The 20,362-nt window shown below is 66.7% G+C and carries 24 protein-coding genes and 1 tRNA gene; 10 read left to right on the forward strand and 15 right to left on the reverse strand.

All coding sequences use genetic code 11. The features are described 5' to 3' along the window. Nucleotides 1-43: 43 nt before the first annotated feature. From ACQY5B_RS15925 to ACQY5B_RS15995, 15 genes are all read right to left on the reverse strand, one after another. Entirely contained in the window at nucleotides 44-1,288 is a 1,245-nt protein-coding gene (locus ACQY5B_RS15925; RefSeq protein WP_420324505.1) for an aminotransferase class V-fold PLP-dependent enzyme, read from the reverse strand. After that, entirely contained in the window at nucleotides 1,288-1,470 is a 183-nt protein-coding gene (locus tag ACQY5B_RS15930; protein WP_305970896.1) for a DNA gyrase inhibitor YacG, read from the reverse strand. The genes ACQY5B_RS15925 and ACQY5B_RS15930 overlap by 1 nt, the downstream gene beginning before the upstream one ends. Further along, nucleotides 1,467-2,498 carry a ribonuclease E/G gene (locus tag ACQY5B_RS15935; protein ID WP_420324504.1) on the reverse strand — a complete coding sequence of 344 codons (1,032 nt, stop codon included), beginning with the start codon at nucleotides 2,496-2,498 and terminating at the stop codon, nucleotides 1,467-1,469. The genes ACQY5B_RS15930 and ACQY5B_RS15935 overlap by 4 nt, the downstream gene beginning before the upstream one ends. Continuing rightward, complete coding sequence (locus ACQY5B_RS15940) at nucleotides 2,495-3,085, reverse strand: Maf family protein (RefSeq protein ID WP_420324503.1); 591 nt, start codon at nucleotides 3,083-3,085, stop codon at nucleotides 2,495-2,497. The genes ACQY5B_RS15935 and ACQY5B_RS15940 overlap by 4 nt, the downstream gene beginning before the upstream one ends. A 188-nt stretch (nucleotides 3,086-3,273) precedes the next feature. After that, nucleotides 3,274-3,492: a translation initiation factor IF-1 gene (gene infA, locus ACQY5B_RS15945; RefSeq protein ID WP_023849011.1), complete on the reverse strand. Its 219-nt coding sequence runs from the start codon at nucleotides 3,490-3,492 to the stop codon at nucleotides 3,274-3,276. Nucleotides 3,493-3,574: 82 nt separating this feature from the next. Then, entirely contained in the window at nucleotides 3,575-4,459 is an 885-nt protein-coding gene (locus ACQY5B_RS15950; RefSeq protein WP_420324502.1) for a carbon-nitrogen hydrolase family protein, read from the reverse strand. A gap of 9 nt (nucleotides 4,460-4,468) precedes the next feature. Further along, on the reverse strand, nucleotides 4,469-5,050 hold the full coding sequence (locus ACQY5B_RS15955; RefSeq protein WP_420328634.1) for a GNAT family N-acetyltransferase: 582 nt from the start codon (nucleotides 5,048-5,050) through the stop codon (nucleotides 4,469-4,471). Then, nucleotides 5,050-5,451 carry a ketosteroid isomerase-related protein gene (locus ACQY5B_RS15960; protein WP_305970900.1) on the reverse strand — a complete coding sequence of 134 codons (402 nt, stop codon included), beginning with the start codon at nucleotides 5,449-5,451 and terminating at the stop codon, nucleotides 5,050-5,052. Before ACQY5B_RS15960 ends, ACQY5B_RS15955 begins: the two co-directional genes overlap by 1 nt. A gap of 55 nt (nucleotides 5,452-5,506) precedes the next feature. Further along, nucleotides 5,507-5,953, reverse strand: a complete 447-nt coding sequence (locus tag ACQY5B_RS15965; protein WP_305970901.1) for an arsenate-mycothiol transferase ArsC — start codon at nucleotides 5,951-5,953, stop codon at nucleotides 5,507-5,509. Nucleotide 5,954: 1 nt separating this feature from the next. Further along, nucleotides 5,955-6,434 carry a UPF0262 family protein gene (locus ACQY5B_RS15970; protein ID WP_305970902.1) on the reverse strand — a complete coding sequence of 160 codons (480 nt, stop codon included), beginning with the start codon at nucleotides 6,432-6,434 and terminating at the stop codon, nucleotides 5,955-5,957. Between the two features lie 96 nt (nucleotides 6,435-6,530). Beyond that, nucleotides 6,531-6,884: an arsenate reductase (glutaredoxin) gene (gene arsC, locus ACQY5B_RS15975; RefSeq protein ID WP_305970903.1), complete on the reverse strand. Its 354-nt coding sequence runs from the start codon at nucleotides 6,882-6,884 to the stop codon at nucleotides 6,531-6,533. 12 nt (nucleotides 6,885-6,896) lie between these two features. Beyond that, nucleotides 6,897-8,198 (reverse strand): histidinol dehydrogenase, encoded by a 1,302-nt coding sequence (gene hisD, locus ACQY5B_RS15980; RefSeq protein WP_420324501.1) that lies wholly within the window; start codon nucleotides 8,196-8,198, stop codon nucleotides 6,897-6,899. Between the two features lie 275 nt (nucleotides 8,199-8,473). Beyond that, nucleotides 8,474-8,953, reverse strand: a complete 480-nt coding sequence (locus ACQY5B_RS15985; RefSeq protein ID WP_420324500.1) for a DUF2948 family protein — start codon at nucleotides 8,951-8,953, stop codon at nucleotides 8,474-8,476. Then, nucleotides 8,950-10,221, reverse strand: a complete 1,272-nt coding sequence (gene murA / locus ACQY5B_RS15990; RefSeq protein WP_305970906.1) for a UDP-N-acetylglucosamine 1-carboxyvinyltransferase — start codon at nucleotides 10,219-10,221, stop codon at nucleotides 8,950-8,952. Before murA ends, ACQY5B_RS15985 begins: the two co-directional genes overlap by 4 nt. Nucleotides 10,222-10,228: 7 nt before the next feature. Continuing rightward, nucleotides 10,229-10,399, reverse strand: coding sequence for a hypothetical protein (locus ACQY5B_RS15995; protein ID WP_420324499.1), 171 nt, complete (start codon nucleotides 10,397-10,399; stop codon nucleotides 10,229-10,231). 130 nt (nucleotides 10,400-10,529) lie between these two features. Between ACQY5B_RS15995 and ACQY5B_RS16000 the strand changes: the two genes are divergently transcribed. From ACQY5B_RS16000 to ACQY5B_RS16045, 10 genes are all read left to right on the forward strand, one after another. Then, nucleotides 10,530-10,604, forward strand: a tRNA-Thr gene (locus ACQY5B_RS16000). A 637-nt stretch (nucleotides 10,605-11,241) separates the two neighbouring features. Then, nucleotides 11,242-12,480, forward strand: coding sequence for a 3-deoxy-D-manno-octulosonic acid transferase (locus ACQY5B_RS16005; protein ID WP_420324498.1), 1,239 nt, complete (start codon nucleotides 11,242-11,244; stop codon nucleotides 12,478-12,480). A gap of 52 nt (nucleotides 12,481-12,532) precedes the next feature. Then, nucleotides 12,533-12,964 carry a DUF1178 family protein gene (locus tag ACQY5B_RS16010; protein ID WP_420324497.1) on the forward strand — a complete coding sequence of 144 codons (432 nt, stop codon included), beginning with the start codon at nucleotides 12,533-12,535 and terminating at the stop codon, nucleotides 12,962-12,964. A gap of 61 nt (nucleotides 12,965-13,025) precedes the next feature. Further along, entirely contained in the window at nucleotides 13,026-13,670 is a 645-nt protein-coding gene (locus ACQY5B_RS16015) for an SDR family NAD(P)-dependent oxidoreductase (protein WP_420324496.1), read from the forward strand. Beyond that, nucleotides 13,648-14,127: an SgcJ/EcaC family oxidoreductase gene (locus ACQY5B_RS16020; protein ID WP_420324495.1), complete on the forward strand. Its 480-nt coding sequence runs from the start codon at nucleotides 13,648-13,650 to the stop codon at nucleotides 14,125-14,127. Before ACQY5B_RS16015 ends, ACQY5B_RS16020 begins: the two co-directional genes overlap by 23 nt. Nucleotides 14,128-14,227: 100 nt before the next feature. Next, a complete protein-coding gene (locus ACQY5B_RS16025) occupies nucleotides 14,228-15,466 on the forward strand; it encodes an aspartate kinase (RefSeq protein WP_305970927.1) in 1,239 nt (412 codons plus the stop codon). A 173-nt stretch (nucleotides 15,467-15,639) separates the two neighbouring features. Beyond that, nucleotides 15,640-17,880, forward strand: a complete 2,241-nt coding sequence (gene ptsP / locus ACQY5B_RS16030) for a phosphoenolpyruvate--protein phosphotransferase (RefSeq protein WP_305970928.1) — start codon at nucleotides 15,640-15,642, stop codon at nucleotides 17,878-17,880. A gap of 94 nt (nucleotides 17,881-17,974) precedes the next feature. Further along, on the forward strand, nucleotides 17,975-18,409 hold the full coding sequence (locus ACQY5B_RS16035) for a c-type cytochrome (protein WP_420324494.1): 435 nt from the start codon (nucleotides 17,975-17,977) through the stop codon (nucleotides 18,407-18,409). Nucleotides 18,410-18,411: 2 nt separating this feature from the next. Continuing rightward, a complete protein-coding gene (locus ACQY5B_RS16040) occupies nucleotides 18,412-19,710 on the forward strand; it encodes a multicopper oxidase family protein (protein WP_420324493.1) in 1,299 nt (432 codons plus the stop codon). Beyond that, on the forward strand, nucleotides 19,710-20,132 hold the full coding sequence (locus ACQY5B_RS16045; protein WP_305970963.1) for a c-type cytochrome: 423 nt from the start codon (nucleotides 19,710-19,712) through the stop codon (nucleotides 20,130-20,132). The genes ACQY5B_RS16040 and ACQY5B_RS16045 overlap by 1 nt, the downstream gene beginning before the upstream one ends. Nucleotides 20,133-20,362: the final 230 nt, after the last annotated feature.

A 20,362-nucleotide genomic window follows, 5' to 3' on the forward strand; every position in this document is an offset into this window, starting at 1 on the left:
TGCCCGGCGAGACAACCGAAGGCAGCTGCCAACCAGCTTACCCTCAGCCGAGAATGCCCCGCATCGCGGTCAGGAAAGCGCGCACCTCTTCCAGCGAGTTGTAATGTGCCAGCGACACCCGGATGCAATCTGCTTGGCCCAGGGGCCCCAGCACGTTGCCCGAATAGTGATCCGCCTTGCGGGTATGGGTGCGGATGCCGGCCTCGTTCAGTACCGTGACGATCTCGGCCGAAGGGCGCCCTTCGGCCCAGAAGCTCACCAGCCCCTCGCGGCCCGGGTTGTCGGTGCCACCCACGATGACGACCCCCGGCAGGTCTGCCAGCCCGGCGAGGTTGCCAGTGCCGTGGATCATCGCCTGACACAGCGCCGCCTCGTGGGCGTGGATCGCCCGCCGCGCCTCCGCCAAGCGTCCGGTCCGCGTTTCCGCCCCGGATACCTGCTCTCCCAGCCAGTCGAAATAGCTCACCACGTCCGAGAAGGTGGCATAGGCGCCGGTATCCCGCGTGCCCATTTCCCAGTTGCCCTCCGGCCCGTCGATCAGCGCATCATGCGCCAGCGCCGTCAGCCGGTCCGAGGCCCAGGCCACGCCGTAGCCATGCCGCGAAAAGACCTTGTACGGAGAGATCACGTAGCCGTCGACACCCGCCCCCGCCACGTCGATATGGCCGTGGCAGGCGTGCTGGATGCCGTCGACGATGATGAAACATTCGGGCGCCACGGCGCGGATCGCATCGGCGATTCCCGGCAGATCCATTCCGATGCCCGTCACGGGCGAGGTATGCAGGATCGTGGCCACCGCCGTATCCGGTGTCACATGCGCCGCGTAGGCGTCGGGCGTCACCCGCCCTGTCGCATCGTCATGCGGGATCAGAACGTGGCGCCGCCCAGCCACCCCGGCCCAGCGTGCCATCGCGCTGCGCGAGGCCGGGTGCTCCACGGTCGAGCCCAGCGCCACACCCGGCCCCGCGCCAAGGCAGGCATCCCGGATCAGCCGGAACAGCAGTTCCGTGCCGCTTTCGCCAAAGATCACCGCACCGCCTTCGGCGCCAAGGAAGTCGCGCACATCCGCCCGCGCCGTGTTGATCACCTCGACCAGCGCCTTGGAGGCCGGGTTGTCGCGGCCCTGGTTGTCAGGGATCGCGGCAAACCGCGTCGAAGTCTCGACCACCGTGTTCAGGGTCAGCGCCCCGCCCGCGTTCTCGAAGAACACGCGCTTGCCGGTAATGGGGCAGTCCTCGACATGGGCAAAGCGCCCGCGAATTTCGCTCAACAAGGCATCTTCGAACATCAGTGCGGTTTCCGTTCTTCCTGTTCCACGGCCTGCGCCGCCTCTTCCATGTCCTCGGGATCCTCCGAGGGGATCGCGTATCCGCCACCCAGCCATTTCGCCAGATCCACGTCCGCGCAACGTTTCGAGCAGAAGGGCCGGTACTCGGGGTCAGTTGTCTTCGAACAGATCGGACAGCTCATATCACCTCTCTCAACGCCACGCGGTCGCGCTTGCGCTGCAGTTCCAGCAGGCCCAGCGTCGTCCAGCCCGCCACGACGGTTTCCGTGGTCTCGGCCTTCAGCGCCGCCTTCAGCACGCTTTCGACCTGGCGGCGGTCCTTTTTCACCATCGGCGCCGGGTCGACCACGATCTGCCCCCCCAGCCCGCGCAGCCGCAACTGGCGCGGCAGGTCCCGCATGGCGGCGATATTCGCCTTCAGCCCCGCCGCCGGAGAGGTGTCGCCACCGGTGTTGATGTCCACCGCCACCAGCGCCGAGGTCGGCTCGATCAGCATCGAGCCGCCGGAGGGCAGTGCAACCCGCGGCTTGCCCAGCATCTCGATGGTCTCGCCCAGCTCGTGCCGGTCGAAAGCCCCCTCGGCATCGTCCAGATCCGCCGGGCCGACCCATTCGCGCCAGGCCAGCGCGTGCGGCCCGTCGCCCTCGACCAGCAGTTCCGCATCGCCGGTCGTGTCCGCCATCACCGCGCGGGCCAGTTCAGACATGGCCAGGAGATCGTCCATGACCTCGTCTGCCAGGTCCGGATGCGCCGACGACCGCAGGATCACGCCAGCCCCCTCGGGCAGCGGACTTTCCCCCACCACGTCATGCGCAATTTCCATCAGCGCATCGCGGATATCCTCGTCCCGGATCTGGCGCGAGACATTGATCCCCGGCGCCCCCGGCGTGACGATGGCATACCGCGACTTGAACAGGATGCGGTTGGTCACCGGGATGGCCTTGCCCGGCTCGGCATAGCCGGTCACCTGCACCAGCAGCCTGTCGCCCGGGCTCAGCCCCTTGACCTGCCGCAGAAAGGCATTGCCGTCGGGCGTGCGCAGGAATAGCCCGCCCTGCCCCTTCATCGGCCGTTCGACGACGCCGCGATAGATCGACCCGGGACGCGGCAGATCCGCGTCGATCAGCAGGTCGTCCAACTGCCCGTCCACCAGCAATGCGGCCGCCTCGCGGCCCTTCCACTGGTCCAATACGATTGTGCTGCCCTTCATGACGCATCCCTGTAAAGCGGATAGCCCGCTGCTTGAAGCAGATTTGCCGTCTCGGCCAGCGGCAGGCCCACCACGGCGGTGAATGACCCGCTGATCCAGGGGATCAGCGCCCCCGCCGGCCCCTGGATACCATAGCCGCCAGCCTTGCCGCGCCAGTCACCGCTGTTCAGGTAGCCGTTCAGTTCTTCGTTGGACAGCATCTTCATCTTGACCTGCGTGACCACGTCCCGCTCCCAGACCTTTCCGCCCCGGCGGACCGCGACGGCGGTGATGACCCGGTGACGCCGCCCCGACAGCATGGTCAGGAACGCGGCCGCCTCTTTTTCATCCGCGGGCTTGCCCAGGATGCGGCGGCCTATCGCCACCGTGGTATCCGCCGACAGAACGATCTCGTCCGGGTCCGAGGGAATCGCCATGGCCTTTTCCCGTGCCAGCCGCACGCAATAGGGGCGCGGCTGCTCTCCCTTCCTCGGATCCTCGTCAATGTCCGGCGGACGGATATCATCGGCCGTGACACCAAGCTGTGCCAGCAGCTCGCGCCGGCGGGGACTGCCGGAGCCCAGGATCAGGCGGGGCTTTGGGGACATGGACGGCTTCCTTGCAACGGGGACATGTCAGGCTTGACCAGAGGCGCCGTGCGGATGCAAGGGCGGGACAGGCACCGCCACGCGAAAAAGCGGCCTGAAAGCCGCTTTCAACGCGCAAGCAAGCGCGTTCCCCGCATCACCCCGCGCACACCGCAACCGGACGGGCGGCGCGACGCCGGTCCGGCGCCTTACTTGAAGCGATAGTTGATCCGACCCTTGGTCAGGTCGTAGGGGGTCATTTCCACCTGTACCCGGTCGCCCGCGAGGACACGGATGCGGTTCTTGCGCATCTTGCCTGCCGTGTGCGCGATGATCTCATGGCCGTTGTCAAGCTCGACCCGGAACGTCGCGTTCGGCAGGAGTTCCTTCACGACACCGGGAAATTCGAGCGTATCTTCCTTGGCCATGTTCTCTCCTGAATCGAAAACCGCGCTCTCGGCGCGGCGCGCCATAATATGCGCCTGCAGCGCGGGGAATTCAAGTCACATCTCAGCGCAATGCAATGACTTCCGGTGCGCCGTCCCGGCCCGCCTGATCGTCCCAGTGCTGTCGGTTCAGAACCACCCCCTCGCGCCGCACGCGCGCCACCGCGCCCGGGTCGATCTCGGCATAGGTCCAGCCGGGCTGGTTCAGAACGCCATCGGCCAGGATGCCGGTCTCGGGAAAGCCGATGTCCGGCGGGCCGAAGACCGCGCCGCGCCCGACGCTGACGTCGATCGACTCGCTCCAGTCGGCCTCGCCCACGACCGAGGACATGACCGCCACGCATTGCGCCTCCAACGCCCGGGCCATCGCGCCGATGCGCACCCGGCTGTTCCCCGACAGGGCCTCGGTCACCGAAGGCACCAGCAGGATCTCTGCCTCCCGCAGCGCCCGGCCCAGCAACGGATACTCGCTGTCGTAGCAGATCAGGATACCGATCCTGCCCAGCGCCGTGTCGAACAGCCGCAGCGGTCCGCCCGCCACGACGTTCCAGTCCTCGCGCTCGAACCGGGTCATGATCTGCTTGTCCTGCACCCCCATCTCTCCGGAAGGGGCGAAGAAGCGCGCCCGGTTCACCGGTCGCGGCCCGATCTCCGGGTCGAAGACAGGCGCCGAGGCGGCCAGGATGTGCACGCCGAAGCGCCGCGCCAGCGACGCATGCAGCTCATCCGCCGCTGGAACGCGCTCGGAGACCGCGTGCAAACTGGCCTCGAGGTCCAGCGCCACTTCGCGCCCCGCCAGCGTCGCCAATTCCATCGCGCCGTATTCGGGAAAGACCAGCAAGTCGGCCCCCTCGCCGGCGGCCTCGCTCACCCATCGTGTCAGCTTGGCCTCGTAAGTCTCCCAACTGTCAAGAAATTCCGCCGGGTACGCCGCCGCTGCAACCTTCATCTCAAAGCCTCACAATTCACGCATCCAGAATTGGAGCGGCTTTTCCGTCTCCGCGTCATGGTCGATGTCCTTCCAGCGGAATCGCGCCACCGCGCCCTCCAGCCGCTCGTACCCCCGCTTGCGCCAGAACGGGTCAAGCGGCGCGTAGTCGGCAGGCCGAAGCGGGTGGTCCTCTGGCCGCACCACCCCGCAAAAGACGCAGTACCGCCGACCCAGCGCCCGCGCATGAGATTCGCGCAGGTCAAAGAACCGATGCCCGATGCCGTGCCCGCGGTACTCGGGCAACAGCACGGACTCGGCACAGTAAAAGACCTGGGACAGGTCAAATCCCTTGCCGTCGAAGGCCCCGGCGAAATCCTCGGCGTGGTCCTCCAGCGGCGTGCCCGTGGACGCCCCCACAAGCCTGTCGCCGTCAAAGGCCCCCACCAGCACCGCGTTTTCGCTGTCGCGGTAGGTCTGCAGATAGCCGCGTTCGTACTCGAAGTCCCCGTCGTAAAGATAGGGAAAGGCGCGGAAAACCGAGATCCGCAGCCGCGCCACGTCATCCAGCGCCGCCTCCAGCGCGGCGCCCGTCAGCACCTCGACCCGCATCACGAGACCTGCGCGGTCCAGTCGGCGAGATTGTAGTAGGTCACGACCCGGCTGATCCTGCCGCCGTCCAGCGAAAAGAATGACCCCGCCGGCAAGCGATAGTTCTGCCCACGCGCCTCCGGCAGGCCTTCGTCGGTTTGCAGGTAGGTGCCGTTGACGATGAATTCCGCCGCCGCCCGGCTGCCGTCCTCGCTCTCGAAGATCACCATGTCGGTCAGGTTCTCGCGGTAACAGCGGCTCATGTGGGCACAAAACGCCTCGAACAGTTCCTTGCCGCGCCGCACCTGCCCCTCGTTGACGTGATGCGCCACATCATCCGACAGGCACTCCAGCATTCCCGCCGTATCACCCGCATTGAAGGCCGCGAAATACTTCGCCACCACGTCCCGCGCCTCTCCCATTGCGCAACTCCCCGTTTCTTCTCTCTGAAAATACTCGAAAAAGCGGCGCAGCCGCTTACTCCGCGCTCCATTGATCGCCCAGCCTCTTGACCAGCTGGTCCCGCGTCTGGCGATAGGCGTTCAGCTTCTGCTCTCGCGTCTCGCCGATGCCGGTCGGATCCATGATCGGCCAGTATTCCACCGTCAGGTGATAATAGCGCGTCAGGTCCAGCGCCCGCCGCTGCGAGGCCGGAGACAATGTGACGATCAGGTCGAACCCCGACAGCATCTCGCCCATCTGTTCCATTTCCTCGAAACTGCGCGACCGGTGCCGTTCCAGCTCTACCCCGATCTCGCTGCAGACCGAGATCGCGAAACCGTCGATCTCGAGATCGTTCACGACACCGACCGACTGCACGTAGGTTTCTGTTCCGTACAGCTTCTTCATGATGCCCTCGGCCATCGGGGACCGGACGGCATTGTGGTCGCAGGCAAAGAGGATCGACTGCGGCAACTCCGGCACCTCAGCCCCCGAAATGCAAGACGCAGACCAGGGTGAACAGCCGCCGCGCCGTGGCGTCGTCGACCTCCACCTTGCCCTCCAGCCGCTCCTGCAGGATGCGCGCGCCCTCGTTGTGAATGCCACGGCGCGCCATGTCGATGGTCTCGATCTGGCTGGGCGGCAGGGTCCGCACCGCGTCGAAGTAGCTCTTGCAGATCTGGAAGTAGTCCTTGACCACCTGCCGGAAGGGCGACAGCGAAAGATGGAATTCTGCCGCCTTTTGATGATCTGCCGTGCCAACGTCAAAGACCAGCCGCTTGTCCCTGATCGACAGCCCCACGTTGTAGGGTCCGGGCGGCACGGCGCGATCCTCGCGCGCGGGCAAGACAAAGGAATTCTCTTCCATTAGGTCGAACATGGCCACGCGCCGCTCCTGCTCGATCTCCGGCGTCGGCGGAGGCAGGTTGGCATCATCCAGTTCGATATGCGCGATGCGGGTCATGGGCAGCATCCTGAAAACTCGCATTGGCTTAGCGCGGCCCGTCCCCGGGGGCAATGGCACCAAAGGGTCAAATCCCGCCTTCGGACCCGACCCGCCTCAGCCGTCCAGCAGTTCCGCCACCAATTCGGGCGGACGGCATAGCCGCACGCCTTTCGGCGAACAGACGATGGGCCGCTCGACCAGTTCGGGATGCGCCACCATCGCCTCCAGGATCGCGATTTCGTCAACGCCATCCTCCAGCAGCCCCATCTCCTTCGCCTGAGTGCGGGCCGTGCGCAGCACCTCCCGCGCCGTCAGCCCCGCCACGGCAAACAGCGCCTGCAACTGCGGCACGGTCCAGCCCGTCTTCATGTAGGGCACCACGACGGGCTCTTGGCCCGCTTCCCGGATCAGCGCCAGCGCCGCACGCGACTTGGAACAGTTCGGGTTATGAAAAATGACGACCCTCATGCCCTTCCCCCTTCAGCGATTGAGCTTTTCAAGCCGCGCGGTCACGCTCAACCCGTGCGCCTCCAGGCTTTCGGATCGCGCCAGCACCTCGGCCGCCGGGCCGATGGCGCGCAGGCTGTCCGGCGTCATCCGCGCCAGGGTCGTCCGCTTGAGGAAATCCATCACCGAAAGGCCCGAGGAAAACCGCGCGGAACGCGCCGTGGGCAGGACGTGGTTCGGTCCGCCGACATAGTCGCCGATGGCCTCGGGCGTCCACTGGCCCAGGAAGATCGCCCCGGCGTGCTGGCATTTCCCGGCCAACGCCTCGGGGTCCGCCACGCAAAGCTCCAGGTGCTCGGGCGCGATTCGATTCGACAGCGCCGCCGCCTCGTCCAGGTCGGGCACCGTGATCACCGCCCCGAAATCACGCCAGGAGGCGCCCGCGATCTCTCGCCGTTCCAGCGTCTGCAACCGCGCCTCGACGGCCTCGGCTACCCGGCGGCCAAAGGCCTCGTCGGTGCAGATCAGCAGTGCCTGCGCGCTTTCATCGTGTTCCGCCTGGCTCATAAGGTCCAGCGCGATCCAGTCCGGGTCATTGTCACCATCGGCGATGACCAGGATCTCGGAGGGGCCGGCGATCATGTCGATGCCGACCTTGCCAAAGACCCGGCGCTTGGCCGCGGCGACAAAGGCATTGCCCGGTCCGGTGATCTTGTCCACTGGCGCGATGCTCTCGGTGCCATAGGCCAAGGCGGCAATCGCCTGAGCCCCGCCTATGCGATAGATCTCGTCCACCCCGGCAATCCGCGCCGCCAGCAGGACCGCCGGGTTCACGACCCCGTCCGGCGTAGGCACGCAGATCGCCAACCGCTCGACGCCCGCCACCTTGGCGGGAATGGCGTTCATCAGAACCGACGAAGGATAAGACGCCAGGCCGCCCGGAACATAAAGCCCCGCCGCCGACACCGCGCCCCAGCGCCAGCCCAGAGTGGCACCCTCGGGATCGGTCCAGCTCTGATCCTGCGGCATCTGGCGGACGTGATAGGCGCGGATGCGCTCGGCCGCGGTTTCCAGCGCATGACGTTCGGCATCAGGCACGCGCGCGCACTCCGCCTCGATCTCCGCCTCGGAAATCCGCAACCGGGACGCGTCCAGTTCCAGCCGGTCGAATTTCGCGGTCAGCTCCAGCACCGCAGCGTCGCCGCGCGCACGCACGTCCGCGATGATCTCCGACACCACCGACTCCACGTCCGGGCTGTCTTCGCGCTTGGCTCCCAGAAGGGTCCGAAAGGCGGTTTCGAAATCGTCCTGGCGGCTATCGAGAAAGACGGGCATGGGCACCTCCGCTGCATCCAGCGCCTCTTAGCCCGCCCGTCCGCCGGCCTCAAGCGCCGCGACTGGCGCACGCTCCTGGCTGGGGGGCCACCCCGTCGCACTTCACACGCTTCCCTTGAAGGTTTGCCGCCTTCAGCGGGCCGGCGCTCAGCCTGCTCTCGGGGGCGTCTCGGACCGGAATAGGCGCCAAGCGGCGCCGTCCCAAAGGGTCGGCGGGCGGGCGTCTTTGCGGCGCAGCCGCAAACAGTCCCGTCCCGACGACAGGACCTACAGGCTCACACTCCGTGGTCCGGCAGCTTCCCCGAAGGCGCCAGGTAAGGCCGCGTCACGTCCCGCAACGCCACTTCCAGTGCCTCGACCTTCGCCCGCAGGGCCCCGTCCCCGGCCAGCGTCAGAACGACAAAGCCATCCGCATCCTCACCCGGTTCGAATGTCACCGACATAAGCTGCAGGATCATGTCGCGGTCCGACCGGTCCACGCCCTGGCTCGCCACGCCCAGCACATTGTCGATCACCAGCAGCGCCTGCACGCGTTCGACAGGCCGCCCCCTTGCGCGAGCCGCCTCCACATCTTCCCAGCGGATACGATTGACCAGAAGGCCCAGCCTGCGCTTCGAGGCCTGCCAGCGGATCTCGGTGACCGGCAGAACCGCATCCTGAACCAGGCTAGAAATCACCGCAAGGTCCTCGGCATCCAGCGCGCCAAGGTTCAGCGGCCGCTCGCCACCGTCTTCGAAACGCGCGTCCTCGGTCATGCCTCGGCGACCCTCTCGATCCGGGCGCCCACCGCCGACAACTTGTCCTCGACGTTCTCATAGCCTCGGTCCAGGTGGTAGACGCGGTTGACCATCGTCTCGCCCTCGGCCGCCAGCCCGGCCAGGATCAGCGAAACGCTGGCCCGCAGGTCCGTCGCCATCACCGGGGCGCCGCGCAGCCGCTCGACCCCGGTCACCGTCGCCGTGCCGCCATGCACATCGATCTGCGCGCCCATGCGCATCAGCTCCGGCGCGTGCATGAACCGGTTCTCGAAGATCTTCTCCTCCAGCACCGACACGCCCTCGGCCGTACACAGCAGCGCCATCATCTGTGCCTGCAGGTCGGTCGGGAAACCCGGGAAAGGCTCGGTGGTCACGTCCACCGCCGACACGCGGGCATTGCGGCGCGCGACCTTCAGGCCGGCCTCGGTTTCCTCTACCGAAATCCCCGCCGCGTCGAGCTTTTCGCAGAAGGCTTCGACCAATTCGATCTTGCCGCCGAGGCAGGTCACTTCACCGCCGCAGATCGCCGGCGCCAGCATGTAGGTGCCCAGTTCGATCCGGTCGGTCACCACAGCATGGGTCGCCCCGCCCAGCCGGTCGACGCCCTGGATGGTGATCTCGGGGGATCCCTCGCCTTCGATCTGCGCGCCCATCGCCCGCAGGCACCGCGCCAGATCGACGATTTCCGGCTCGCGCGCGGCATTCCTGAGAACGGTCGTCCCCTTCGCCAGCGTCGCCGCCATCAGGGCGTTTTCCGTCGCACCGACCGAGACGAAGGGAAAGGTGACGATGCCGCCCCGCAGCCCGCCCGCCGGCGCCTTGGCGTGCACATAGCCGTCGCGCAGGTCCATCTCGGCGCCCATCGCTTCCAGCGCCTTGAGGTGCAGGTCCACGGGCCGCGCGCCGATGGCACAGCCTCCGGGCAGGGACACCTCGGCATAGCCCTCGCGCGCCAGCAGCGGGCCCAGCACCAGGATCGAGGCGCGCATCTTGCGCACGATGTCGTATTCCGCCCGCTGGGTGATCTCGCCGTGCGAGGACATGGCCAGCACCCGGCCATCGGCCAGGGTCGACACCTCGGCGCCCAGCGACCGCAGCAGCAGCGTCATCGTGCGGATGTCCGACAGGCGCGGCGCGTTCGTCAGCGTCAGCGGCTCGTCGCTGAGCAGTGTCGCCGGCATCAGCGTCAGGCAGGCGTTCTTGGCGCCCGCGATGGGAATCTCCCCGGCCAGCGGGCCGTTCCCCGTCACAACAATCGAATCCATGCCTGTCCTATTCCTCGCCCGGCGTGTCGCCATTCTCTGGTGCAGCGGGCTCTGCGGCGTCCTGCCGCGCCCGGGCCTGGGCCTTGCGGCGCGCAAGATTGGCTTTCAGCGCCGCTTTGAGCCGCGCATCCCTGCCGTCATTGCCACTTTGGCCCCGCCGTTTATCATCCTGCTTCATGGCGCGGGTGTACCTCAGCCATGATTGCTGGTCCAGCCTGAGGCAGGGCAGTCGGCAAAGCTTTGTCGGTTTTTTCAATTCGACCTCTTGCGCGGTCAGAATTTCCGGTCTAAGAGGCCCGCCACACGCTGCTGCTGTAGCTCAGAGGTAGAGCACTCCCTTGGTAAGGGAGAGGTCGAGAGTTCAATTCTCTCCAGCAGCACCATTCCCCCAGGTTCGACATTTCGCGGGCCGGTGCATGGCCTTTGGCTGCGGCGATCAAGTTACCAGTTGGATGAGAGCAAGGGCCCGGCGAAATTTCGTGGCGGCACTCACGCCAAACGAAACTTGTGAGAAGCGCCGCGCAAACATCTGTTTTTGAATTGAAAACCTGACCAAGCGACATCTGATCGGTTTTCCCGCTGTTCCGGCCATCTCTTGCAGTTTCTTGCCAGGCATCGGTTCACAGGAAGAAAAGGGGACAACCCGTTGATTCAAATACATGATCGGAAATCACCCCCAATGTCGCCGCCAAGATCGTACAGCAGAGCCGCGGAGCGCCGCCACCAAACCCCAACTCGGGCTGGAGACGCCGTCGAGAAAGTCCTGAAACGACAAGAAACGTAGCCATAACGCCCTACTTCTGAAGAATGAATATTGCATTTTGTAAACGCACACCGCACCAAGGCGGGCGTTCCCCCAGAAAGTCTCCTCCGCTAACCCACTGAAAACTCACACCGGCAAGTTTCCGCATTCTCGTCGTGCAAACCGGGATCCGCTAGCCATATGGGGCCGATCTCGTCCACTCTTGCCAAGGCCCCGTCGCAGGGCCTATCCGCAGGTCCGGGCAGTTGGCCCGCGCAATGACCGGATCACCTGTGTTTCTCTATCGCTTGCTCCTCAGCCTCTTTGCCACCGGCACCCTGGCGACTGTCCTGCGTCGGGGTGGGCTCTCCGCGGCCCGGTCCCGGCTGTCGCCCGGCACGCCCACTCCCGGCCCGCATGTCTGGTTGCACGGCGCCTCGAACGGAGAGCTTGCCTCTGTCCGTCCGCTTCTCGAACGCCTGATCGCCGCTCGCCCGGACCTGCACTGGCTGATCACCGCCAACACGGACACCGGCGTGGCGCTGGCCGAACGCTGGGGCTTGCCGCGTGTCACCGCCCGGCTCGCGCCGCTGGACCTGCGCGGCCCGACGCGCCGGATCATGCAGGGCTGGCAGGTTCGCGCCCATGTCGCGCTCGAAGCCGAGCTCTGGCCAAACCGGTTCCTCAGCTGCCCCGGCCCGGTCCTGCTATTGGGCGCACGGATGAGCGCGGGCACCGCGCGCAACTGGGCACGGCTGCCGAAACTGGCCGGTCGGACACTGAATCGGGTCGCGTTCGCCTCGGCGCAGGATGCCGCAAGCGCAGAGCGGCTGGCCAATCTCGGCCTGCCCGCCAGTGCCCGGGGGCCGGTCGTCGACCTCAAGGCCTTTTACACGCCCCCCGCCCCGGTGGCCGATCCAGGGCTGGACGCCGCCTTGCCCCGTCACTTGACCTGGCTTGCCGCCTCTACCCACGAAGGCGACGAGCGCGTCGCGCTCACCGCCCACAAGACCTGCCTGCGCGACACACCGGGGCTGAAACTCATCCTCGCCCCGCGTCATCCCCGCCGGGCGGATGAAATCGCCGAAGAGGCCCGCGCACTGGGCCTGACCGTCGCCCGCCGCAGCCGCAGCCAAGACCCCGCGACGGCGCAGGTCTACCTGGCCGACACGCTGGGAGAGATGCCGCTCTGGTATGCCCGCGCGGGCCGGGTCTTCATCGGTGGAACGCTCAGCGACCGGGGCGGACACACCCCCTATGAGCCCGCCGCATTTGGCGCCGCGCTGATCCACGGACCGGATACGCGTAATTTTACCGCCGCCTTTTCGCGGCTGCGGGACATCGCACCGGAAATCACCGATGCAGAAACGCTTGCCCATGCGCTGACCGCCCTGCAAGATCCTGCCGAACAAGAGAAATCTGGCCAAGCGGCCCGTGCCGCCCTGCGCCAGGACAGCAGCCTCGACGCGCTGGCGGACAGCATCCTTGCCCAGCTGCCGCCGCCAGAGCGAACTTGATCCGCCGCGCGTTATCCTTATCTTTCATATGATTGCCATCCGGAGCCGGGAGATGATCCAGTACAGTCTCAAATGTGCCGACGGACACCAGTTCGACAGCTGGTTCCAATCCGCATCCGCCTTTGACAAGCTGCAGGCCGCGGGCCACGTCGCCTGTGCCGTCTGCGGAACGGAAAAGGTGGAAAAGGCGCTGATGGCGCCCCGCGTCGGACTTGGGGACACGCCCGAAACCGCCCCGGAAAAACCGCTGTCCAAACCCGCGAACCCCGCCGAACAGGCCTTGGCCGCGCTCAAGGCCCATGTCGAGGCGAACTCGGACTATGTGGGCACGCGGTTCGCGCAAGAAGCCCGGGCCATGCATGCCGGTGACGCTCCGGAACGCCCGATCTGGGGCGAGGCCAAGGGCCATGAGGCCAAAGCGCTGATCGAGGACGGGATCAAGGTCGCACCACTGCCCTTTACCCCCACGCGCAAGAGCAACTGACCCCTGTTCCGGCCCGCGCCATTGCGCTAGGCAAAACGGGCAGACATCAGGGAGCCCGCCCATGCAGATCCTCATCACCGGCGCCAACCGCGGCATCGGCGCGGCGCTGGACAGCGCCCTGACCGCGCGCGGCAACAAGGTGCTTGGCACCGCGCGCGACCACCCGGAATACCTGCCGCTGGAAGTCACGGACCCGGCCTCGCACCGCGCCCTCTCCACAAGGCTGGAAGGCCGGACCATCGACACGCTGATCTGCAACGCCGGCGTCTACCTGGACAAGGGACAGAGCCTCGCCGACGGCTACCCGCCGGAAATGTGGGCCGAGAGTTTCGCCGTGAACGTCACCGGCGTCTTCCTCAGCGTGCAGTCGCTCCTGCCCAACCTGCAACTGTCGGACATGCCGCGCATCGCGATCATCTCGTCTCAGATGGCCTCGCACACCCGCGCGCCCGGCGGCAGCTATATCTACCGCGCGTCGAAGGCGGCGGCGCTGAACCTTGGCCGCAACCTGGCCGCGGACCTGAAACCGCTGGGCATCGCCGTCGGTATCTACCACCCCGGCTGGGTGCAGACCGACATGGGCGGCGGGGCGGCGGAAATCACCCCCGCCGAAGCCGCCCGCGGACTGGTGGACCGCATCGACGCCTTGGACATCGACCACACCGGCTGTTTCGAGACCTGGGATGGCCGCGCACATCCCTATTGACCCCGTCCTTGAACCCGCGCGCTTTCCGGCGGCCTTCGCCGCCGCCTGGCACAGCCGCAGCGGACAGACGCTGGCCGCGCTGTTCACCGAAGACGCGGTTTTCATCACGGTCACCGGGCTGTGCTGGCAGGGACGTGCCGCGATCGCCAAACCGTACGACCGCATTTTCAGGACCGCCTTCGCCAGGACGGTCCTGACCCCCAGCCGGACCGCAACCACCACGCTGTCGGACGACAGCGCGCTCGTACGTTGCAGGTTCACGCTGTCCGGCCAGCCCGCGCCCGACGGCGGCCCTCGTCCGGACCGCCTGTGGATCACCAGCTTTGTGCTGCAGCGGCGGGCGCAGGGCTGGCTGGCACTCAGCGCCCAGACGACCGAGGACACCGCCTCGCCCGAGGCGCTGGTCGCGTCTGGCAGAATGGCCCCGGTGGACCACCGAACGCCGCGTGACCGCTGAGCCGCGGTGACATCGCCACAACGGCCGACCTGCGGCCAAAGCGCCCTTGCGCGCGACGGAAACGCGGCGTAAACGCCCTGCGATCTGAAGGGGGACCTCCATGTCCGTGCTCGTGATGAAATTCGGCGGCACTTCCGTCGCCACGCTGGACCGCATCCGCCGCGCCGCCAAGCGCGTCGGCGTCGAGGTCGCCAAGGGCCATGACGTGATCGTCATCGTCTCGGCCATGTCCGGCGAAACCAACAAGCTGGTGGGCCTGGTCGAGGACACCTCGCCGCTGTTCGACGCGCGCGAATACGATGCGGTGGTCTCCTCGGGCGAAAACGTCACCGCCGGATTGATGGCGCTGACGCTGCAGGAAATGGACATCCCCGCCCGCAGTTGGCAGGGCTGGCAGGTGCCGGTGAAAACCACCTCGGCCCATGCCTCTGCCCGGATCGAGGAAATCCCGCCGGAGAACATCACCGCGAAATTCGCCGAGGGCATGAAGGTCGCCGTCGTGGCCGGGTTCCAGGGGATCAGCCCAGAGGGCCGCATCACCACGCTGGGCAGGGGCGGGTCGGACACTACCGCCGTGGCCTTTGCCGCCGCATTCGGCGCGGTACGCTGCGACATCTACACCGACGTCGACGGGGTCTATACGACCGACCCGCGGATCTGCGAAAAGGCGCGCAAGCTGGACCGGATCGCCTTCGAGGAGATGCTGGAAATGGCCAGCCTGGGTGCCAAGGTGCTGCAGACCCGCTCTGTCGAGCTGGCAATGCGCTACAAGGTGCCGCTGCGGGTGCTGTCGAGCTTCGAGGAAATGGACGACGCGGCGGGAACGCTGGTCTGCGACGAGGAAGAGATCATGGAAAGCAATATCGTGGCCGGTGTGGCCCACTCCCGCGACGAAGCCAAGATGACCCTGGTCTCGGTCGCTGACCGGCCCGGCATCGCCGCCGCGATCTTCACTCCCCTGGCCGAGGCAGGGGTGAACGTGGACATGATCGTGCAGAACATCTCGGACGAGGGCCGCACCGACATGACCTTTTCCTGCCCCACCAACCAGGTGGCGCGCGCCGAGAAGGCGATGGAAGAGGCCAAGGCCAAGGGTGACATCAATTTCCACGGCATCGTCGCCGATACCAACGTGGCCAAGGTCTCGGTCGTGGGTATCGGCATGCGCTCGGCCGCCGGTGTCGCGGCCAAGTTCTTCCGCGTGTTGGCCGACGAAGGCATCAACATCCAGGTCATCACCACCTCCGAGATCAAGATTTCCGTCCTAATCGAACGCAAGTACATGGAACTGGCCGTGCAGGCGCTGCACGATGCCTTCGAACTGGACAAGGCTGGCTGACGCCGGCGCCGTCGCACCCAGGCCGGACGGTTGATTTCCGACCGATCCGGCAGTGCATATCACACGCATAGCGGGTATATTCTCGCCCCGTCCGCGAAAAGCGGTTTCCAATGGGGCGCTCAATGCTCTATTGCTCCGGATCGCATCCACCGGAGAGGCGCGGGAAGACATCCATGCCGACAAATACCGAATCGGAAAGCCGCAAGCTGCTTGGCCGCTTGCGCGACACGATGGCCGAGGATGCCGCCGGGCAGGCGCGCCTGGACAAGATCACCCATCTGACCGCCGACAGCATGGGGACAGAGGTCTGCTCGATCTACCTGTTCCGTGACAACGAAACGCTGGAACTCTGCGCCAGCCAGGGCCTCAAGCCCGAGGCCGTGCACCAGACCCGGATGAAGCTGGGCGAGGGCCTTGTGGGCCGCGTCGCCTCCACCGGCAAGACGATCAACGCCGCGGACGCTCCCTCGGAACGCGGGTTCCGCTACATGCCGGAAACCGGGGAAGAGATCTATTCCAGTTTCCTCGGCGTGCCGATCCAGCGGCTCGGCTCCAAGCTGGGGGTGCTGGTCGTCCAGTCCAAGCAGGCGCGCGAGTTCACCGCGGACGAGGTCTACGCGCTCGAGGTCGTGGCAATGGTCCTGGCCGAGATGACGGAACTGGGCGCCTTCGTCGGCGAAGGCGCGGCCCTCAAGGCCCGCCATACGCAGTCGCTGTTGTTCCGGGGCGGCACCGGTCAGGAAGGCAGCGCGATGGGCCATGCCTGGCTGCACGAGCCGCGCGTGGTCGTCACCAACCCGGTGGCCGACGACCCCGACACCGAACTCCGGCGCCTGCACGACGCGGTCGACCAGTTGCGCGTCTCGGTCGACGAGATGCTGGCCGGCGCCGGCAGCGATGGCGAACACGCCCAGGTGCTCGAAGCCTACCGCATGTTCGCCAATTCCAAGGGCTGGATGCGCCGCATGGAAGAGGACATCGCCCGCGGTCTCTCGGCCGAGGCAGCGGTGGAAAAGGAGCAGTCCACCGCCCGCGCCCGCATGGCGCAGGTGACGGACACCTACCTGCGCGACCGGCTGCACGATCTTGACGACCTGTCGAACCGACTCTTGCGGATCCTCACCGGCCAGGGCAACCAGACCGGCGCCGAACTGCCCGAGAACCCGATCCTGATCGCCCGCAACATCGGCCCCGGCGAGTTGCTGGAATACAACCGCAAGCTCAAGGGCGTGGTGCTGGAGGAAGGCTCTGTCGGCAGCCATGCCGCCATCGTCGCCCGCGCGCTGGCGATTCCGCTGGTCATCCACGCCGACCGGATCACCAACGAGGCGCTGAACGGCGACCAGATCCTTGTCGATGGTGACCAGGGCATCGTGCACCTGCGCCCGGACGAAACCGTGGTCAGCGCCTTCCGCGACAAGATGGCGATGCAGGCCAAGGCGCAGGAACGGTATTCGTCGATCCGCGACACGAAATGCACCAGCGCCGATGGCGCCCGGATCGAACTGCACATGAACGCCGGCCTGATGGCCGACCTGCCGTCTCTGGCCGGCTCCGGCGCCGAGGGCGTGGGCCTGTTCCGGACAGAACTGCAATTCCTGATCCGCAACAAGATGCCGAAACGCACCGAGCTGGTGGATATCTACGCCAAGGTGCTGGATGCCGCCCAGGGCAAGCGCGTGATCTTCCGCACCCTCGACATCGGCTCGGACAAGGTGCTGCCCTACATGAAATCGCTGGACGAGCCCAACCCGGCGCTCGGCTGGCGGGCGATCCGGGTTGCCCTGGACCGCCCCGGGGTGATGCGGATGCAGTTGCAGGCGCTGGTGCGCGCCGCCAATGGCCGCCCGCTGACCATCATGTTTCCCTTCATCGCCCAGTACGAGGAATACGCCCGCGCCCGCGACGAGGTGGACAAGGTGCTGGCCCGCGAGCGCCGTCTTGGCCATCCGGTGCCCGAACGCATCGAGGTCGGCGCCATGCTGGAAACGCCCAGCCTGGCCTATGCCTCGCGGCGCTTCTTCGAAGAGGTTGAATTCCTGTCGATCGGCGGCAACGACCTGAAACAGTTCTTCTTCGCCGCCGACCGCGAAAACGAGCTGGTCCGCCGCCGCTACGACACGCTGAACATCTCTTTCCTCAGCTTCATCGAGAACATCGTCGCGCGCTGCGAAAGCACCGGCACGCCGCTGAGCTTCTGCGGCGAGGACGCGGGACGCCCGATCGAGGCGCTGGTCCTGGCGGCCATCGGGCTGCGCTCGCTCTCGATGCGGCCCGCCTCGGTCGGCCCGGTAAAATCGCTCTTGATGCGGTATTCGCTGAAAGAGGTCCGTGACGTGATCGAGGAATCCAAGATGCGCGGCGAACAATCGGTGCGCCAGGCCGTCATGGAATACCTGCGCGACAATTCCTGAGCGCGTGGCCCTCACGCCAAGTTGCCCGTCGGCGCCTTGACAGGGGCCGCCCCTGCTTCAACTCTGCCCCGATACGACAAACACGGGGACAGACATGCGCAAACCGATTTTCGCCGGCCTCTTCATCCTGGCCGGCGCCGCCGCCTTTGCCCATTCCGGGGTCCAGAACCAGGCCGTCATGGCCCGTATGGACTCGATGAAATCCATCGGTGACGCGATGAAGGTGCTGGGCCGCATGGCCAAGGGGCAGACGACCTTCGACGCCAGCGCCGCGCAGGCCGCCGCGGCAAACATCGCGCGCCATTCCGCCGAAACCCCGGCGCTGTTCGAGGCGCGCGAGACCGATCCCAAGTCCGAGGCCAAGCCCGCGATCTGGACCGATTTCGCCGATTTCACCGCCAAGGCCGAGGCCCTGGAATCCGCCGCGCTGGACGTGTCGAATTCGCTTACGACACCGGACGACCTCGTGCCCGCCGTGCAGCGGCTGGGCGAGGCCTGCAAATCCTGCCACAGCCTCTACCGGGAGTGACCATGCCGCTGAGCCGCCGCCAGTTCCTTGGCACGACCCTGGCCGCCTCGGCGCTGCCGCGCATGGCCTGGGCAGCGCCGCATCCCCTGCGGGCGGAACCCGTGGTCTCGCAGATCCTCGATGCCGGAGAGGGACAGACGGCCGGCTTTGGCTTCAACGGGTCGACCCCCGGCCCGGAACTGCGCCTGCGCGCGGGCGACCGCCTGTCGGTCGCCCTTGAAAACAACCTGCCCGAGCCAACCGCGGTGCACTGGCACGGCATCCGCATCGCCAACGCGATGGACGGCGTGCCCGGCCTGACGCAGGACGCAGTCGCCCCCGGCGGGACCTTCGACTACGACTTTGTTGCGCCGGACGCGGGCACCTATTGGTATCACTCGCACCACCAAAGCTGGGAACAGGTGGCGCGCGGCCTTTACGGACCGCTCATCGTCGAAGAGGCCACGCCCCCGGATGTCGATCACGACATCACCGTGATCCTCGACGACTGGCGGCTGGAGCCTTCCGGCAAGATGGCGGGCGATTTCGGCAACATGCACGACTTTGCCCATGCCGGGCGGCTGGGCAATTTCGCCAAGGCGATCCTGCCGGACGTCACGGTGCACCGGGGCCAGCGTCTGCGCCTGCGCATCATCAACACCGCCACCGCGCGGGTCTTTCCGCTGGTGCTCGACGGGATCGCAGGCCGGGTGGTGGCGCTTGACGGCCGTCCCCTGCCGGAACCGCGCGACCTGTCCCGGGTCGCGCTCGCCCCGGCGCAGCGCATCGACGTGATCGGCGACGTGACCGACACGGTCCGTTTTCTCTTTCCCACCCCCGAAGAGGCCTTTGTCATGGGCGCGCTCGAACCCGGCGAGGCCCCCGTGCCCGCACGCGACACACCCATCGCCGCCCTGCCCGATGGCCACCGCCCGACCCCCTCTGACACCGCCCGCAGCCTGACCCTGCGGATGCAGGGCGGCGCGATGGGGGGACAGCACGCCGGCGATGACATCTGGTCTTTCAACGGCGTCTCTGGCCTGCCGGACGCCCCCTGGGCCAGCTTCGACCGGGGGGAAACCGCGCGCCTGCGACTGATCAACGACACCGCCTTTCCGCATGGCATCCACCTGCACGGGCACCACTTTCACGAGGTGACCGCGGACGGCACCACGGGCGACCTGCGCGACACCACCCTGCTGATGCGGGGCGAGACACGCGAGATACTCGTGGTCTTCGACAACCCGGGCAAATGGCTCTTGCATTGTCACATGCTGGGGCATCAGGCCTCGGGCATGAAGACATGGGTCGAGGTGGCGTGATGCGCGCGCTGGTCCTCGCCCTCCTGCCCGTGCCGGCCCTTGCGGGGCATGAACTCGACGGGCGCGACATTGCCGCAGGCAAGGTGATCTATGCCGAGAACTGCGCCGCGTGTCACGGTGCGGACCTGCAGGGCCAGCCCGACTGGCAGACCCCGGACGCCGACGGCATCTATCCGGCGCCGCCGCACGACGAGACCGGCCACACCTGGCACCATTCCAACGCCGATCTCTTCGACTATACGAAACGCGGCGGGCAGGCGGTCGTGGCCGATCTGGGGCTCAAGAGTTTCACCAGCGGTATGCCGGCCTTCGCGGGCACGCTGTCCGACGAGGAGATCTGGCAGGTGCTGGCCTATATCCGCTCGACCTGGCCGGACCGCATCCGCGAGATCCACGCCAGCCGCAATCCGCCGCACGACTGACCGGGCCCGCGTCCGGGGGACAGCCCGTGAAAAAACCCGGTCACAGCCTTCGGCATGTGACCGGGTTCCAGGACTGTCTACACGAGTTCGCCCCTACCGTTCTGGCCAGAGCGCCGCCCGCGCTTTCTGCGCGGATGGAGACCCTATCCCCTGTGCTTTTGGCGCGGCCTTCGGCGAAGCCGGGCCTTTCGTGGGACGGGCGCTTCGTTCCGGGACTTTCCGCCCTCGGT

Source organism: Antarctobacter sp. (genome assembly GCF_965277915.1).
In the GTDB taxonomy this organism is placed as follows: domain Bacteria; phylum Pseudomonadota; class Alphaproteobacteria; order Rhodobacterales; family Rhodobacteraceae; genus Antarctobacter.